Raw genomic sequence first — 16,559 nt, 5'->3', positions numbered from 1 at the left:
ATTTGTACAGTTTCCATGGGAGGGTTTAATAGAAATAAAGAGTAACGAAATAAAAAAAGTCCCGACTAGTTTACTAATCGGGACTTTTCAATTATTTGGAATAACTTATTTTCTATTTGAAATTTCTACATATGGACGAAGTGTTTCGCCGATGTATACTTGTCTAGGACGGCCAATAGGCTCTTTGTTGTCACGCATTTCTTTCCATTGCGCAATCCATCCTGGTAAACGACCTAAAGCAAACAATACAGTAAACATATCGGAGTTGAAACCTAACGCACGGTAGATAATACCAGAATAGAAGTCAACGTTTGGATATAATTTACGGTCGATGAAGTACTGATCGTTAAGTGCAGCTTCTTCAAGGCGCTTAGCGATATCCAATACTGGGTCTTGAACACCTAATTTTTCTAAGACATCGTCACATGCTTTTTTAATGATTTTAGCACGAGGGTCGAAGTTTTTGTAAACACGGTGACCAAATCCCATTAAACGGAAAGGATCGTTTTTATCTTTAGCTTTTGCAAGGTATTTATCAGCATCACCACCATCTTCTTTGATCGCTTCTAGCATTTCAATCACTGCTTGGTTAGCACCACCGTGCAATGGACCCCAAAGGGCATTGATACCAGCAGAGATAGAAGCATACATGTTTGCATTTGAAGAACCTACCATTCTTACCGTTGAAGTAGAACAGTTTTGTTCGTGGTCAGCATGTAAGATTAATAATTTATGCATCGCATCAATTACCAATGGATCGAAGGTTTTATCCTGATTAACTTCACCAAAGATCATGTTCAAGAAGTTCTCGATATATCCGTAGTTATTTTTAGGATATACTACTGGATGACCTAATGATTTCTTTTGAATCCATGATACAATCGTTGGCATTTTCGCCAATAAATTGATGATGGTTTTATTTTCTTCCTCTTCAGTTTGATTTGGGTTTAAGGATTCTGGATAGAAAGATGACAAAGCACCTACTAAACAAGACAATTGACCCATTGGATGCGACTTGGAAGGAAAACCTGCGAAGAAGTTTTTCATGTCCTCGTGGATCATCATTTGCGCTCTGATATCGGAACGGAATTTTTCTAATACGTCTTTTGTAGGTAGTTCTCCGTAAATTAATAGATAAGCTACTTCAAGGAAAGTTGATTTTTCTGCTAAATCTTCAATCGCATATCCTCTATATTGAAGGATACCTTTTTCACCATCTAAGAATGTGATGGCACTTTTTGTAGAACCTGTGTTTTTGAATCCTGGATCTAGGGTAATGTATCCAGTTGAATCTCTTAATTTTGAAATATCTAGGGCCTTCTCGTTCTCAGTTCCTGTTATAACAGGCATCTCAAATGTAGACCCATTTAAGTTAATAGATGCAGTTTCAGACATAATCAAATTTCTTGTATTATTTGTGTTTTATACTTTTATCGTATTCTTACAAATGTATAAAATTGATTTCTATTTTCAGATGTATAATATGAATAATTATGACACAAAATAGTCATTTTAAGACAATTTAAGTGTATTAATTAGATTACTTGTCGATTCGAGCCAAATCTTTGTTCTCCATTACCTAATAATCATATTTGGGATATAATTATCTTTTAAAGTCTTCATATTCAGTAGTCCAAATTGATAAAATATGTTAAAATGTTTTTGTATCTACGAATAATTCGTAATTTAGTGATAAATACGTAGACCAATGGAAAAACTAACGATACAAGAAGAGGAAGCAATGTTGTCAATTTGGCAATTGGATGGTGGTTTTATTCGTGAAATATTGGATAACCTAAAGGATAAAGAAATGCCTTATACAACCTTGGCTTCAACCATTCGGAATTTGGAGAAGAAGGGTTATGTAAAGGCTGTTAAATATGCCAATGCTAAGCGGTACGAGCCAATCTTGAAGGAAGAGGAATATAAGGCGACTTTTATGAATTCTTTTGTGGGAGATTACTTCAAAAACTCATATAAGGAAATGGTTTCTTTTTTTGTTAAAGAAGAGAAGTTAAGTCAGAAGGAGTTAGAAGAAATCATGGATATGATTAAGCATAATAAATCCTAACGTTATGGAAAGCCTACTGACCTATATCATCCAGATAAATTTATTACTAGCGTTATTGTATCTAGGATACCAGTTATTGCTTAAGAATTTGACCTTTTATAGGTTGAATAGGATCTATTTAATGTTAGGTACCTTGTATGCATTTATTTATCCTTTTTTGGATATTAATTCCTGGTTTGCCAAAAAGATTGAGTTGCCCCAAGGCATTATTATGGAATATTTTCCGATGGTGTTTGAGCCGAAGGAGGAGGTCTTCAGTTTAAGTGATTTATTGGTGTATTTGACTGGGATAGGTGTAATAGTCCTATTCGTGAAACTAGCTATTCAATTGGGGAGTTTGATTCGGATTCATTGGTACTCCAGGCCTTCTCAATGGCGTGAGTATTTCTTTAGGAATGTGGTGTTTCCGATTACGCCATTTTCATTTTTCAATAAAATTTATGTGCACAAAGAACAGCACCAAGATTTGGAGCTACAAGATATTTTCAAGCATGAATATGTACATGTGAAAGGCCATCACAGTATCGATGTTTTATTGTTTGAAATAGTATTGGTTTGTTGTTGGTATAATCCCTTCGTATGGTATATGCGCAAAGCCGTACGTGAAAATCTAGAATTCTTGACTGATCAACAAGTTCTAGATAAGGGTGTGGACCGACAAAGTTATCAATACTCGTTGCTGCATGTGACCAAGCAAGGAGCTTCGGTTGGTATCAGCAATCAGTTTAATTTTAAAACTTTAAAAAAGCGCATTATGATGATGAACAAAAAACGGTCATCCAAATTGGAACTTGGGAAATATGTTTTCCTATTACCGATCCTGATCATTGCTGGTATAACCTTTACGGTGAACCAAGCAGAAGCAAAAATTGAAAATGTGGTAATCAAACTTCAGGAAACAGATCTTAAACAAAAAATAAAAAAGGCGATCAGCATAGAGCTTCAAAATGATACGACCAAGAGAGATTCGGGTGAGGTAATCGATACCAAGGAGTATTTCGATATGGTAAGTCCTGGAGTGTCCGGAGATGGAAGTAAAAGGCCAGGGAAATCAGTCTCCATGGTAAATGTGGTTCCATTGGATACCAATAAAAATCCTCTGTACGTTTTGGATGGAGAGAAATTGCCTAAGAATTTCAAGAGTGGAATTCTTAACCCCATATTTTTCGAATCCATGGAAGTGCTGAAAGGTGAATCAGCGACTGCACTTTATGGAGAAGAAGGAAAAAACGGCGTTATCCTCATCACAACCAAGAAAGAAGCGGCAACGAAAGGTTTTCTAGGTGATAATTTAAGGGGAAAAGTGAGTGGGATAGTTACTAGAAAAAGAATCAGCTCAGATTCATTAGCAAATAAAACATTTTCAAAAATGTCATTGAAGGAATTTCCTGAAGGCACCAAGTTTTTTATTAATGGTAAGGAGTCTGTTCTTGAGAGATTTAATGAGATAAATCCTAATGATCTGGAGAGCATAGAGATTATAAAGGATGCAAACGGTATTAAGAAACCAAGCGTTAAAATAATCACGAAAGAATTTGCCAAGGAGAATGGTAATGAGCCAGTAGTCGTTGCGGGAAAACCAGTCAGTGGAGCTGCAAGGATAACCTTAAAAGGAGAGCCTGCCTCTGAGCCAGCTCGAATAATCTTAAAAGGAGAGCCTTCTCGAATAACAGTCGCTGGTCAAGCTAATACGGATGAAGGTCAAACAGACCAGGCCCAGAAAGCGACAAGAGTTCCTCCGATGAGGTCACAGTATAGAACCTGGTCTTTTTCAGATTCTAATTCTACGGAAAAACTGTTGACAAGTCAAAACATTCAAAAAGCTTACTTTCTAATCAATGGAAAAAAATCAAGCTATAAAGATTTGAAAAAATTAGATGTCAAAAAGATCAAATTTCTACAGCATTTACCTCCTTCAGAGGCATTGAAATCAGAGTATGGAAAGAAAGGGGCTCAACATGGAGTTGTTATTGTTAGAACTCAATAAATAAACAGGACAAAAATCTTTATTAAATATTATTTATTTACTAAATCAATTCAGGCAAGAAAGGCAACCCGAGGGCTGCCTTTTTATTATTTATTTCAATTCCTTAAAGATGACTGGACTATTCCCGTAAAGAGGAGTTGATCCATCCCATTTCTCAATGAATTGTTGTTGAATAATCAATGGTGACAAGGTTTGCTGTCTCAATTGGTTTGCTTTGGATTCAGCCTCCGCCTGCACGATCATCTTTCTGGCATCAGCTTCTACCACCTTCAATTCGTTTTCAGCTTGCTGAGCCTTCTGAATCGCTGCATTTTTAGCATTGATCGCTTGGGTGATTGACTCTGGGTATTGAATTCCGGAGGTCAATTGTTCAAGGATGAATCCTTCACCTTCCAGAAATTTAACCATCTTATCCTGAACACCATTTTCAAATTTCTCGCGATTACTGATGATGGAGTCTGTGGAATATTTATTGAATTCGATCCGGTATACATCTTTGATATGGTTTACTAGGGTCATGTTCAAAATTTCATCTACAGGTCTACGGTACTTAGTAAAGATTTTAGGTGTACTTCCTGTTGAAACTCGAAGAGATAGGGTAGGGTCTACTGTAAAAACTGAACCATCCTTTGCATTTACTGTGAAGTTATCATAATTGACCGTTTGGACATAAGTTGGGAATTCATAGATCGACTCGGTAATAGGGTTATACCATACCCTACCAGTTACCAGGCTTACATCCTGAACTCCTTTTTCAGATCCATAAAGTTTTACTTTGATACCTTCATAGCCGGCGTCGATTCTTTCAGTGCAAATGAGCCAAACTAATAAAGCAATAAATAGGGTAGCTCCTAAAGCAATTAGATTTCTTTTCATACATTAATATTGGTTGGTTTATTTTTTTAAGATATAAATAATGAATTTATAGAGGATGGCAATCAGAAGAAGTGCCAAACATACACCCACAAATACATCCCAGTCAGAAGCAGCACTCAATAAATGGAATGCTTGAGTCGATCCCCAGATAAAGAAGATCAAAATGATTGGAATGGTAATAAATGGTCGTATTCTATCCATGTATTTATAGCAAGTTATTTGCGATAATATACAAAATATTAAGGAAATATTAAATAGAAATCGTGTTGAAATTACTTAGTATTCAAGTTTGTCATCGTTAGTTCTATTCCGATGTTGATGAAACTATTTACCATTTTTACTGAGTGCTCGATTAAAGCAGGTAATTCTCTTTGTTCCTCTTTATCAAATGGACCTAATACATAGTCTACTTGTCTACCTTTGGGGTAGTTGTCGCCAATCCCAAAGCGTAAGCGGGCATAATGTTGTCCACCAACAGAGCCTTCGATAGATTTTAGGCCATTGTGTCCAGCGGCAGAACCCTTAGGTTTGATGCGTAAGGATCCAAAAGGAATCGCAAGGTCATCCACGATAACCAATACATTCTGGATTGGAACTTTAAGCTCTTGCATCCAATAGTTAACGGCTTTACCACTTAAGTTCATAAAGGTGGTTGGTTTAATCACAAAAACATTGTGTCCGCGTTGTTTATATTCGGTGTAATAGGCGTGTTTTAATGTCGACCAAGTAGTTCCAGCTTGATTTGCCAATTCGTCAGCCACCATAAAACCTATATTATGCCTTGTGTCAGCATACTCTCTTCCGATATTCCCTAAACCTACTATTAGATAATTCATGCTTGCAAAAGTAAGGTTTATCTATGATATGTTAAATAGAAGAACCATGTTCTTATCCGTTCTCCGTGAAGTGCAAATGAGAAAATATAACGGTTATCATTTTTATAAATAGGGAGGATTATTTTTTAATAAATATAAAAGCGACAAATTTGTCTTAAATAAAAAATTAGTGTAAATTTACTCACAGATTAACCTGGGATAAGTTCTTAAGGTTACTGTAAAAAAAGAAATTGCAGAAATCATGGAAAATTTAAAAGAAGAAAAAATAGGAGATATAGTTGCCAAGAACTTTAAGGCAGCGGCCATATTTTCCAAGTATGGTTTAGATTTTTGTTGTGGGGGTCAGATAACCGTTGAGGAGGCGGTAAAAAAGAAAGGATTGCAATCGGACAAGTTAATAGCTGAGTTGGAAGAGGTATTGGAACAGAAATCAGCGAATGATATTGATTTTAATTCATGGCCATCGGATCTATTAGCGTCCTATATTGTGAAGACCCACCATCGTTACGTTCGGGAGAAAGTTCCGGTATTACAAACGTATTTAGATAAGATTTGCAGGGTTCATGGCGAGAGACATCCTGAATTATTTGAGATCAATAAATTATTTGTTGAGAGTAGTTCAGATTTGTTTCATCACCTAGAAAAAGAGGAAAAGATTCTATTTCCATTTATTGAGAAATTAGAAGAGGCTCAAAATTCGAAGGGAGATTACAATCAACCTGGATTTGGTTCTGTTCAGAATCCGATCAGTATGATGATTCATGAGCATGAACAAGAGGGTGACAGATTTGCGAAGATTGCAGATTTAAGTGATCAGTACACGGCGCCAGTCGATGCGTGCAGTACCTATCAGGTAGCTTTTGAGATGCTCAGGGAGTTTGAGCAAGATTTACACAAGCATATTCATTTAGAGAATAATATTCTTTTTCCAAAGTCTATTCAGTTAGAGGCAAGTTTAGGGTAAATAAGAAAGGCATCGAGTGATCGATGCCTTTAATTTTTTATACTATTGCTAGTACTTATTTTTTACCACCTTTAGCAGCTTTAGCAGCTTCTTGCTCAGCTTGACGAAGAGCACGTGACATTGTTACTGAAACGATAGTATCGTCAGCATTGTTTAATACTTTAGCATCAGTTAAAGAAACTTGACCAACGCGGAAAGATTTACCTACTTCTAGGCCTTCCATAGGAACCTCGATTTCTTGAGGTAAGTTGTTAGGAAGAGCTTTAACGCGAAGGCTACGTAATTTTTGAACTAATTTACCCCCCATTTTAACACCTGGAGAAGTACCAACTAATTTGATTGGAATGTTTACAGAAACTTCTTTGTCATCAAATAATTGTAAGAAGTCAACGTGAGTAACTTCGTCAGTTAATGGATGGAATTGAGCTTCTTGAACGATAGCTTTCGATTTTTTGCCACCGATTTCCAATTCTACGAAGATAACTTCTGGAGTGTAAAGAACTGGCTTCAAATCAGCTGCGGATACTGAGAAATGTGTTTGTTCTTTACCACCGTAAAGAACTGCAGGGATATTTCCCTCGTAACGCAACTCCTTAGCATCTCTTTTCCCTACGTTCTGTCTTGCAGAACCGCTAATAGCAATTGATTTCATGTTTTAAATATTAAATTTGAGGTGCAAAGATAATGAATAAATTGAATTGATGAAAGATTTTTTGGTAGTAAAGGGAAAATAAATCTCTGTTACTTAGGGAGTAAGCGGCGTGCAAAAAGAAAGGATACCCTGAAAGAGTATCCTTATCTAATATTATTAACGAATAATGGTTTATTTCACGTCGAATAAATCCGAGATAGAACCATGTTCATTTACATTTTTAATAGCATTTGCAAAAAGATCTGCAGTTGATAAAACTTTGATTTTTGAGCATTGAGCTGCTTTCTCAGGGTTTAACTGAATAGTATCTGTTACGATCATTTCTGTTAATACTGAGTTTTGAATAGTTTCATATGCTTTTCCAGACAATACAGCATGAGTACAAACTGCGCGTACAGATCTAGCACCATTTTCCATGATAAGCGCTGCTGCTTTAGAAAGAGTACCAGCAGTATCACAGATATCATCGATCAACACTACGTCTTGACCTTTCACATCCCCAATGATAGACATGGATTCGATTTCGTTAGCACGTTTTCTGCGTTTATCACAGATAACAACTTCAGCATTGAAGAATTTAGCGAACGTACGAGCGCGGTATGAACCACCCATATCCGGAGAAGCGATCATTAGATTTTCTAATTTCAACGATTTGATATAAGGGACGAAGATAATCGCACCATCCAAGTGATCTACAGGGATATCAAAAAATCCTTGAATCTGAGCAGCATGCAGGTCCATCGTCATGATACGGTGAGCACCAGCTGCAGTAATTAAATTAGCAATCATTTTTGCTCCGATAGCCACACGCGGTTTGTCTTTACGATCTTGACGTGCATAACCGAAATAAGGAACAACAACCGTGATGTAATGCGCAGAAGCACGCTTTGCAGCATCAATCATCAACAATAATTCTAAAAGATTGTCTGTAGGTTGGTTAGTAGATTGAATTAAGAAAATATCACTTCCACGAACAGATTCGTTGTAGAAAGGTTGAATTTCGCCGTCTGAAAACTTTGACAATGTCATGTCTCCAAGAGGTTTTCCGTATGATTTAGAAATCTTGTCTGCTAATTCTAAAGTTCCTGAACCAGCAAATAATTTTACGGTGTTAAATTGCAAAGGCATGGTGAAATGATTTATTGGGGTTTTTTATTATGAAATTTCGTTTTTTGCAGCATTGTTGAGCTTATTTTAAGCCTGTTAACTTAATGTAGCCGCAAAGTTAGATAAATGTTTCAGATTATAAAATATGAATACTCATGTATGTTGTATTTCCAGTACGATAATAATGCTGTCTTTATATCATAAAAGTCCCAAAATGATGGCTTAAATCATTTTATTTTCAATCAGAAGAACCAATAATTCGCTGCTATTTTTAACATTGAATTTTTGTAATAAATTCTTCCGATAGGTATCCACTGTAAATTTACTTAGGGATAATTCCTCTGCAATTATATGTGTTGTTTTTCCTTGTGCCAATAACTGAATCAATTGTTTCTCTCGTTTGGTTAAGGAAGGGAGTTTTTGTTTCTGATTGCATTGGTTGGCTAGAATATTTTTCACTTCCTCACTCAATGCTGTTTCTCCAGCCATTACCTGATCTAATCCGCGGATAATTTCGTTTGCTGGAACTTCTTTTAATAGAAATCCTGAGGCGCCATTTTCGAGCATAATGGATATCACACTAAACTCAGCTTGATTGCTCAGGCCGACAACCTTGGTTCTTGGATTTTCCGTGGTAATGATCTTGCATACCTCCAAGCCATTGATGTCTGGTAGAGAAATATCCAATAAGACTATATCTATATGGTTGTCATGGATATAGGAAAGCACAGATTTCCCATTGGAAAAACATATCAAATCATATTGTTTGTTCCATTTCGATAATACCGATTTTAATCCCTCAATCACAATAGGGTGGTCATCAACTAACGCAAGAATTTTCCTTCCTTCTGACATGTAATGTTATGTTATTCGTTGTTTCTTCGACTTCTATTATGTCAAATAATAGAAAGCTTGCATTAATTCAATTCAATCTTTTGAATCCCGCTCTAAATCCACTATGTCAAAACCATTCTATATTACTGTATCAACCCATACTTAAAACTTAAGTTTTTGCTGAGGCCAGATAAATAAACAGAAAGTAAGAAGAAAGCTTATTTCTTAAATATACTACCTGTAAAGGGTATTTATTTGACTATTTAATAAAATTTAAATACATCCAGATGTTGACCTCGACTGAGTAACAAGTTGGAGGTTTTTGAATAGGGTCAGGCAGAGCTTCATTTTTATAGTATTACTTCAAATATCTTTAAATATATAGCAGGAAAAAATACCTATAAATAGGAGGGTATTGAAGTTTTTAGGAAAGCATCAGATTAATCTGGTTTTGGAGGATCAAGCTGAATTCTTGGGGGGAGTGTTAGAAATTTCTTAGTTTAGCGTCTTTAATACAGATATCCCTTGCAAGAAGCCGAACGTAAATTACTATCCTTATTGATGCCCGAAGGGCTTTTGGAATACTTCCAGATCTTAGAAGTCGATCAGGTCGACAATCAACTCCATATTTATTTAGATGAACTTAATATTGCTCCGACAGGTTATGAGAACAGCAAGTTGGAGTCAAAGGGTTTTATGCCTTCCACCGAGATTTCAGACTTTCCCATTCGAGGCCAGAAAGTTACGCTACATATCCGTCGCCGTCGCTGGACGGTACTGGATACCGGAGATATCATCACAAGAGATTGGAACCTAGTGCGTGAGGGCGCTCGAATGACTACGGAATTCGGGCTTTTTTTAAAGAAGATATTTGGATAGCTATCCTGTAAGCGCCCAATTGGTAGGTCTGTTCTTCCAGATGGACGGCAAGCAACTACAGGATCAATACAAGAATCACCTCAGTGATTTCCATGATTGGGACCAAAAGCCGCATGCAGAGAGCTGGACATTGTTCCCTGAAAACATCTCGGAACACCTGAGCATCGATGAGACCAGCTTTAGCAACGGTGAATTATATACCATTGTTAGCAGTAAATCGGCAAAAGGGCGTAAAGGAACGATCCTAGCAACTATTAAAGGCACAAAGGCTGAGGATATCATAGCTGTTCTTGAGCGAATACCCTTGCGATCAAGGAATAAGGTAAAGGAGGTGACCATGGATATGGCTCCCAACATGGCCAAGGCTATCCGTAGATGTTTCAGGAACGCTAGACGTGTGGTCGATCGGTTCCATGTCCAAAAGTTAGCCTATGATGCCGTACAGGAACTCCGTATCAAATATCGTTGGGAGGTGTTGGATGCAGAAAGCAAGAAGATAATGGAGTCGCGAAAGCGAGGAATCCCATATGAACCGGAATTATTGCCTAATGGTGATACGCTCAAACAGCTGTTGGCTAGATCCAGATACCTTTTGTTCAAGCATCCCAGCCGATGGTCAGAAAGCCAAAAAAACCGGGCTGAATTGCTGTTCATGCGGTTTCCTAAGCTAAAACAGGCTTATGATCTTGGAATTGCCTTAGGAGACATCTTCAACAAATGCCGGGACAAAAAGGTCGCATTTACCAAACTAGGCCTGTGGCATAATCAGGTTGAGAATGCGGGCATTGCTTCCTTTGAGAGCGTAGCAAGATCAATTGCAGCTCATCATCAATACATTCTCCATTACTTCGACAACAGAAGTACTAATGCATCGGCAGAATCATTCAATGCAAAACTCAAAGCTTTCAGGAGCGTCTTCCGTGGCGTTAGGGACACAACATTCTTCCTGTACAGAGTGATGAAATTGTATGCTTAAAAATCTTAACCCCCCAAACTTTCGGTATGATCCGTTTTGGAGTAGATGGTATAATAAATAAAAAAAGGCTTGAAACATTGTTTCAAGCCTTTTTTCTGTTGCCCAACCTGGATTCGAACCAAGACAAACGGCACCAAAAACCGTCGTACTACCATTATACTATTGGGCAATCCTTTTTGGTTTTGTCATCAGGTTGTTCCCTTTTGACGATGCAAATATACGCCGACTTTTCTATTCTGCAAATAAAAAATCACGTTAATTATTAAATATACTGATTTTCAGAGCAATATTTTTTCAAAGAATCTTTCTTGCAGGAGCAGTCAAGGATGTTTCTCAGTTTTTACTGGCATAAATTCGAAACTATTTGTCTAATTATAATTTGTATTCCTTATTTTCGAAGCATATTTTTTAGAAAAACCTTCTATATTTTAGTATGAACTATAAAAAAATCAATAACCTGTTAGGTTGGTTAGTGGGGATTATTGCTACTATTACCTACATATTGACGCTTGAAAAAACAACAAGCTGGTGGGATACAGGTGAATTTATTGCCTCGGCGTACAAACTTCAAATTGTGCATCAGCCTGGTGCTCCGTTATTCTTAATGATCCAAAATTTATTTTCCAATCTTGCAATGGGTGACAATTCCCGAATTGCTTATTGGATGAACGTGGGTTCGGCAGTTTGTAGTGGATTAACCATTACATTTCTATTCTGGACCATTACAGCACTTTCAAAAAAGGCCTTTACAAGCTTATCAAAATCTGAAAAACTATCAGAAGGTAATTTAATCAAAATCATGGGAGCTGGGGTAGTAGGTGCATTAGCCTATACTTTCTCAGACACTTTTTGGTTCTCAGCAGTAGAATCAGAGGTATATGCCATGTCTTCATTGTGTACTGCAGTGGTATTTTGGGGAATTCTAAAATGGGAAGAACATGCCGATGAGCCAGGTGCAGACCGTTGGTTGATCCTGATTGCCTATGTGATGGGACTTTCAATCGGAGTTCACTTATTGAACTTACTAGTAATTCCAGCAATTGCATTGGTCATTTATTTCAGAAGAACTTCAAAAATCACGGGTGCAGGTATTGCAAAAGCATTGATTATCGGGGTAATTGTCCTTGCCATCGTTCTATGGGGAGTGATTCAATACCTGATCAAGTTCGCAGCATTCTCTGATTTATTCTTTGTAAACCAATTGGGCTTAGGCTTTGGAACCGGAGCTACTTTCTTTGCTCTATTGGTTGTTGGCTTATTGATCTTCGGAATTTGGTATTCATGGAAACATGTAAAACCTATCCTTAATATTTCTTTGTTAAGTCTTGCATTTATCATCTTTGGATACAGTTCCTTTACCATGATTTTGGTAAGAGCGAAAGCAAATCCTACCTTGAATAACTCAGATCCAGATAACGTTTTTACCTTCTTGAGCTATCTTAACCGTGAGCAATACGGAGATGAGCCATTGATAAAAGGTAGATATTTTGATGCTAAGCCAACGGATGTATTTGAAACTGGAAATATTTACCGCAAGGATGGAGATAAATATGTTGTAGCGAAAAAGAAATTTGATTATTCATGGAGTCACAGCACTTTATTCCCTCGGATTTATTCTGATAAACATGAATCATACTATCGGGAATTTTTGAACCTTGGGCCAGGTGAGTCACCGACGATGGTTGACAACCTAAAGTTTTTCTTTGGGTATCAAATCGGTCAGATGTATAGCCGGTACTTCATGTGGAACTTTGTTGGCCGTCAAAATGACCAGCAGGGGCAAGGATCCTTTACAGAAGGAAACTGGATTTCCGGAATTAAACCAATCGATAATGTTCGCTTAGGCGGTCAATACGCATTACCAACTTCCGAAAAGGAAAATGCAGGTAGAAATACTTATTTCTTCTTGCCATTGATTTTAGGGATTGTCGGTGCAATATGGCAGTTTAAGAATCAGCAACGTGACGCTTCGGTAGTTACCTTGTTGTTCTTCTTTACGGGTCTAGCTATCGTTTTATACTTGAATCAAACCCCATTACAGCCACGTGAACGGGATTATGCCTATGCAGGATCATTCTATGCTTTCTGTATTTGGGTCGGCATGGGAGTGATTTGGATTGCTGATCTGCTTTCTAAAAAGCTGAATGCTAAAAATGCTGCTATTGGTGCTACTGCGCTTTCCATGCTTTGTGGACCAATTTTGCTAGCGAGCCAGAACTGGGATGATCACGATCGTTCGCAGAAATTCCTTGCTCGTGATATGGCAAAGAATTACCTGGAATCATGTGCTCCAAATGCTATTTTGTTCAGTTATGGAGATAATGATACTTACCCATTATGGTACGTTCAAGAGGTAGAAGGTTTTCGTACAGATGTCCGTGTGGTGAACTTAAGTTTATTGAGTGCGGATTGGTATATGAAACAAATGATGCATAAGGTTAATGATGCTGATGCATTGCCAATTAATATCGACCCAGAGAAAATTAAGGATGGTGTTCGTGATGTTATTTACTTCAGCGACATGAATATCCCTGGACATGTTGATATCGAAGATCTATTGCAAATTATGCTTTCTGATAAACAAGAGTATAAGGTTCAGTTGCAAAGTGGAGAATATGCAAACATTCTTCCTACCAAGAAAATGCAATATAAGGTGAACAAAAACTCTGTGATCTCGAATAAAGTGGTTCCTAAAGAATGGGAAGATGCAATTGTGGATACCATGCAATGGACATTCAATGGTGGTATCATCAGCCGTGCTGACCTTTCGATAATGGCTATTTTGGCTAATAACGATTGGAAACGTCCTGTATATTTTACGACCACAACTCCTGAAGATAATATGATCGGACTGGATAAATACTTAGTTTCTGAAGGTTTCGCAATGCGATTAATGCCAGTTGCATTGGCTGCTGAAGGTCAAGTGTCAGGTCCAATTACAGATGTTGAAGGTACTTACAACAATATCATCAATAAATTTACTTGGGGTAATATTGCTCATTCCAAATATTTAGACCCAGATTCATACCGTTATATCAGTATGTATGCTGGTAATATCTTTGGTGAAACTGCGCAGAACTTACTCTCAATGGGTAAAAATGTGGAAGCTAAGAAACTGGTGAATAATGCTTACGAAAACTTACCTAAGCGTACTTACTTAATGTCGGAAGCATTCTCCTATACCTCATTGGTTGATGCAATGTATAAAACTGGTGAAACTGCGAAAGCGAATGAAATTGTTCAACGTAACTTGAAGTTCATTCGTGAGAATATGGAATATTATATGAAAATCGCGGAAACAAAACCAAATTTAGAATTTAGAAATATGCGTTTTGGTTTAGCAGCTATCCAAAATTACCAACAGGTATTAACAGATGCTAAACAACAAGATTTGTTGAAGGAAGTCAATCAAATCTTCGAAACTTATAGACCATTATACGAAGCCGCTAATCAATAAGATTGTTGCTTTTCGAAAAAGGGTTGCCAGAAATGGCAACCCTTTTTTTATGGAGAATATTGTCGGATTGTGGTATTCTTGAATGCGATTATCACCTACAGCAAGGAAGTACTCTTGATTTCAGGGAAGTTTTATTGATTTACGGTAAGCCGTAGTCAAAATAATTATTCCTTTTCTACTTTTGTGCCCAATCAAACTAATTTATCATCTCTATGAAATCTAATTTCCTATTTGCTAAGTACAGCTTAGTGCTAATGGCATTTGTTTTTATTTTTATTTCCTGTAGTAAAGACAAAGAAGAAGCTGTTCCTGAAAAGATCACAAAAATTGAATTTATTGAAAATGAAGTTCAATTGTTAATTGGTAAGTCCGATACTTTGCATCTTGCCCACTACTCTCAAAAATTACCAAAACCAAAATATAAACTTACCAGTTCAAATCCAGACGTTGTTTCTGTGAATGACTTGGGCATAATCAAGGCCTTAAAAGAAGGGAAGTCTGAAATTACAGCAACTTTAGCAGAGGAAAATCTCAAAGCGAGGGTCATAGTAAATGTTCTACCTATAGTACCTGAAAAATTAAAATTGGAGCTGCCTAATACGAATGTTTTTGTAGGAGATTCTGTCATCGTAAAATATTCTATAGATCCACCTAATACTACAAATATTACTAGTTATTCAATAGATTGGACTTCAAGTGACCCTACAATATTTACAGTTAAGGATGCGAAAATTAAAGGTCTGAAAGCTGGTAAAGCGAAATTGACCGCTAATATCCGTGGTACTAATGTTTCATCAGAAATAGAAATTAATGTTAAGGATGTATTGGCAAAGACAATTGAGTTGAATAGTGCAACAGGTGAGGTTAAAGTCGGAGAAATCTTTAAATTAATAGCAACTGTAAAACCAGAAAATACAACTAATAAGGAATTAGTATGGGAATCTTCAAATAAAACCATTGCAACTGTAGTTGATGGTGAAGTGAAAGGGTTAAAAGAAGGGGAAGTTGTTATTACTGTAAAACCTAAAGATGGATCTGTATCTGCAACTGCGAAAATTAAAGTTGTAACTATTAAAGTTTCAAAAATAACATTGAATGAAACTCAAGGGACTATGGAGGTTGGACAATCTTTTAGCCTTATCGCGAATGTTGGCCCGGCAGATGCTCATAACAAAGCTGTTATTTGGACTTCAAATAATACAACTATTGCTACAGTAGACCAAAACGGAAATGTCTTTTCCAAAAAAGAAGGAACTGTGGTAATAACTGTAAAATCCGCAGAAAATCCTAGTATTCTTGCTACTTGCACCTTCAAAATTACACCTGCTAGAGTTGTTTTGATAAGCCTGAGTGAAAGTTATAAAGAATTGAATTTAGGGGATAAATTTACACTTTATGCAAGTGTTGATCCTTCTAATGCGCAGAATAAGACTATAATTTGGAGCTCAAGCAACCCTCAAATTGCAACGGTTGATCAAAATGGAATAATTACAGCCAAATCTCCAGGAAGGGTTGATATTGTTGCGACTTCCCAGGATAATCCTATTATTAATAACAATTGTACGATTGTTGTAAAAGGTCTTGATTCAGATGTCAAAGTTGGAAGGTCTTCTTCTTCAATTACTAATATTAATGGATTCTATACGGCAGTTATTACTCATTATATTTCAAACCTAGGCGATAAGAAAGTGACAATTAAAAAAATGGAAGTAGTTGATGGATTCGGGCAAGTAAAATCTGCTAACACTGAACAGTTTGAACTTTTTAAGAATGATCAAATAAATTATACTTCACGGTTTAGTAATGTCTATAAACCACAATTTCATTACTATTTTGAAATAGACGGTAAGCAATTTAAGAGAGTTTTGACATTAGATTAGGCTTAACTCTATACGGAGTTATGAATTTAATTCATAACAG

General features: G+C 36.7%; 14 protein-coding genes and 1 tRNA gene. 7 read left to right on the top strand and 8 right to left on the bottom strand.

Features of this window, described 5'->3' with window-relative positions; genetic code table 11:
- Positions 1–105: 105 nt before the first annotated feature.
- A complete protein-coding gene (locus tag PZ892_RS14130; protein ID WP_094257779.1) occupies positions 106–1,395 on the bottom strand; it encodes a citrate synthase in 1,290 nt (429 codons plus the stop codon).
- A gap of 313 nt (positions 1,396–1,708) precedes the next feature.
- On the opposite strand from PZ892_RS14130, the gene PZ892_RS14125 reads away from it, so the two are divergent.
- Positions 1,709–2,071, top strand: coding sequence for a BlaI/MecI/CopY family transcriptional regulator (locus PZ892_RS14125; protein WP_094257778.1), 363 nt, complete (start codon positions 1,709–1,711; stop codon positions 2,069–2,071).
- Between the two features lie 4 nt (positions 2,072–2,075).
- The gene (locus PZ892_RS14120; protein ID WP_094257777.1) at positions 2,076–4,058 is read left to right on the top strand and encodes a M56 family metallopeptidase; all 1,983 of its coding nucleotides are present in this window, start codon (positions 2,076–2,078) and stop codon (positions 4,056–4,058) included.
- Positions 4,059–4,148: 90 nt separating this feature from the next.
- On the opposite strand, the gene PZ892_RS14115 is transcribed toward PZ892_RS14120, so the two are convergent.
- The 3 genes from PZ892_RS14115 to pth form a co-directional block, all read right to left on the bottom strand.
- Entirely contained in the window at positions 4,149–4,934 is a 786-nt protein-coding gene (locus tag PZ892_RS14115) for a prohibitin family protein (RefSeq protein ID WP_094257776.1), read from the bottom strand.
- Between the two features lie 18 nt (positions 4,935–4,952).
- Complete coding sequence (locus tag PZ892_RS14110) at positions 4,953–5,135, bottom strand: hypothetical protein (protein WP_094257775.1); 183 nt, start codon at positions 5,133–5,135, stop codon at positions 4,953–4,955.
- Positions 5,136–5,206: 71 nt separating this feature from the next.
- Positions 5,207–5,770: an aminoacyl-tRNA hydrolase gene (gene pth, locus PZ892_RS14105; protein WP_094257774.1), complete on the bottom strand. Its 564-nt coding sequence runs from the start codon at positions 5,768–5,770 to the stop codon at positions 5,207–5,209.
- Between the two features lie 241 nt (positions 5,771–6,011).
- On the opposite strand from pth, the gene ric reads away from it, so the two are divergent.
- Positions 6,012–6,734 (top strand): iron-sulfur cluster repair di-iron protein, encoded by a 723-nt coding sequence (ric, locus tag PZ892_RS14100; protein ID WP_094257773.1) that lies wholly within the window; start codon positions 6,012–6,014, stop codon positions 6,732–6,734.
- Between the two features lie 55 nt (positions 6,735–6,789).
- Here the strand turns inward: ric and PZ892_RS14095 are convergent, their stop codons facing one another.
- The 3 genes from PZ892_RS14095 to PZ892_RS14085 form a co-directional block, all read right to left on the bottom strand.
- On the bottom strand, positions 6,790–7,386 hold the full coding sequence (locus PZ892_RS14095) for a 50S ribosomal protein L25/general stress protein Ctc (RefSeq protein WP_094257772.1): 597 nt from the start codon (positions 7,384–7,386) through the stop codon (positions 6,790–6,792).
- 171 nt (positions 7,387–7,557) lie between these two features.
- Positions 7,558–8,514, bottom strand: coding sequence for a ribose-phosphate pyrophosphokinase (locus tag PZ892_RS14090; RefSeq protein WP_094257771.1), 957 nt, complete (start codon positions 8,512–8,514; stop codon positions 7,558–7,560).
- Positions 8,515–8,715: 201 nt separating this feature from the next.
- Positions 8,716–9,348 carry a response regulator transcription factor gene (locus tag PZ892_RS14085; RefSeq protein WP_094257770.1) on the bottom strand — a complete coding sequence of 211 codons (633 nt, stop codon included), beginning with the start codon at positions 9,346–9,348 and terminating at the stop codon, positions 8,716–8,718.
- Between the two features lie 504 nt (positions 9,349–9,852).
- Between PZ892_RS14085 and PZ892_RS14080 the strand changes: the two genes are divergently transcribed.
- Entirely contained in the window at positions 9,853–10,206 is a 354-nt protein-coding gene (locus tag PZ892_RS14080) for a transposase (RefSeq protein WP_094258934.1), read from the top strand.
- On the top strand, positions 10,199–11,182 hold the full coding sequence (locus tag PZ892_RS14075; protein ID WP_233449869.1) for a transposase: 984 nt from the start codon (positions 10,199–10,201) through the stop codon (positions 11,180–11,182). The genes PZ892_RS14080 and PZ892_RS14075 overlap by 8 nt, the downstream gene beginning before the upstream one ends.
- A 98-nt stretch (positions 11,183–11,280) precedes the next feature.
- Here the strand turns inward: PZ892_RS14075 and PZ892_RS14070 are convergent.
- A tRNA-Gln gene (locus PZ892_RS14070) sits at positions 11,281–11,351 on the bottom strand.
- Between the two features lie 264 nt (positions 11,352–11,615).
- Here PZ892_RS14070 and PZ892_RS14065 point away from each other — a divergent pair.
- Positions 11,616–14,639: a DUF2723 domain-containing protein gene (locus PZ892_RS14065; RefSeq protein ID WP_094257769.1), complete on the top strand. Its 3,024-nt coding sequence runs from the start codon at positions 11,616–11,618 to the stop codon at positions 14,637–14,639.
- A 212-nt stretch (positions 14,640–14,851) separates the two neighbouring features.
- Entirely contained in the window at positions 14,852–16,519 is a 1,668-nt protein-coding gene (locus tag PZ892_RS14060) for an Ig-like domain-containing protein (RefSeq protein ID WP_182499661.1), read from the top strand.
- The last annotated feature ends 40 nt before the right edge of the window (positions 16,520–16,559 follow it).

Origin of the sequence: Sphingobacterium sp. WM (assembly GCF_029542465.1) — a bacterium.
Lineage (GTDB): Bacteria > Bacteroidota > Bacteroidia > Sphingobacteriales > Sphingobacteriaceae > Sphingobacterium > Sphingobacterium cellulitidis.
Note: the sequence above shows the minus strand (reverse complement) of the source record. Positions and strands in the feature narration are given on the sequence as shown.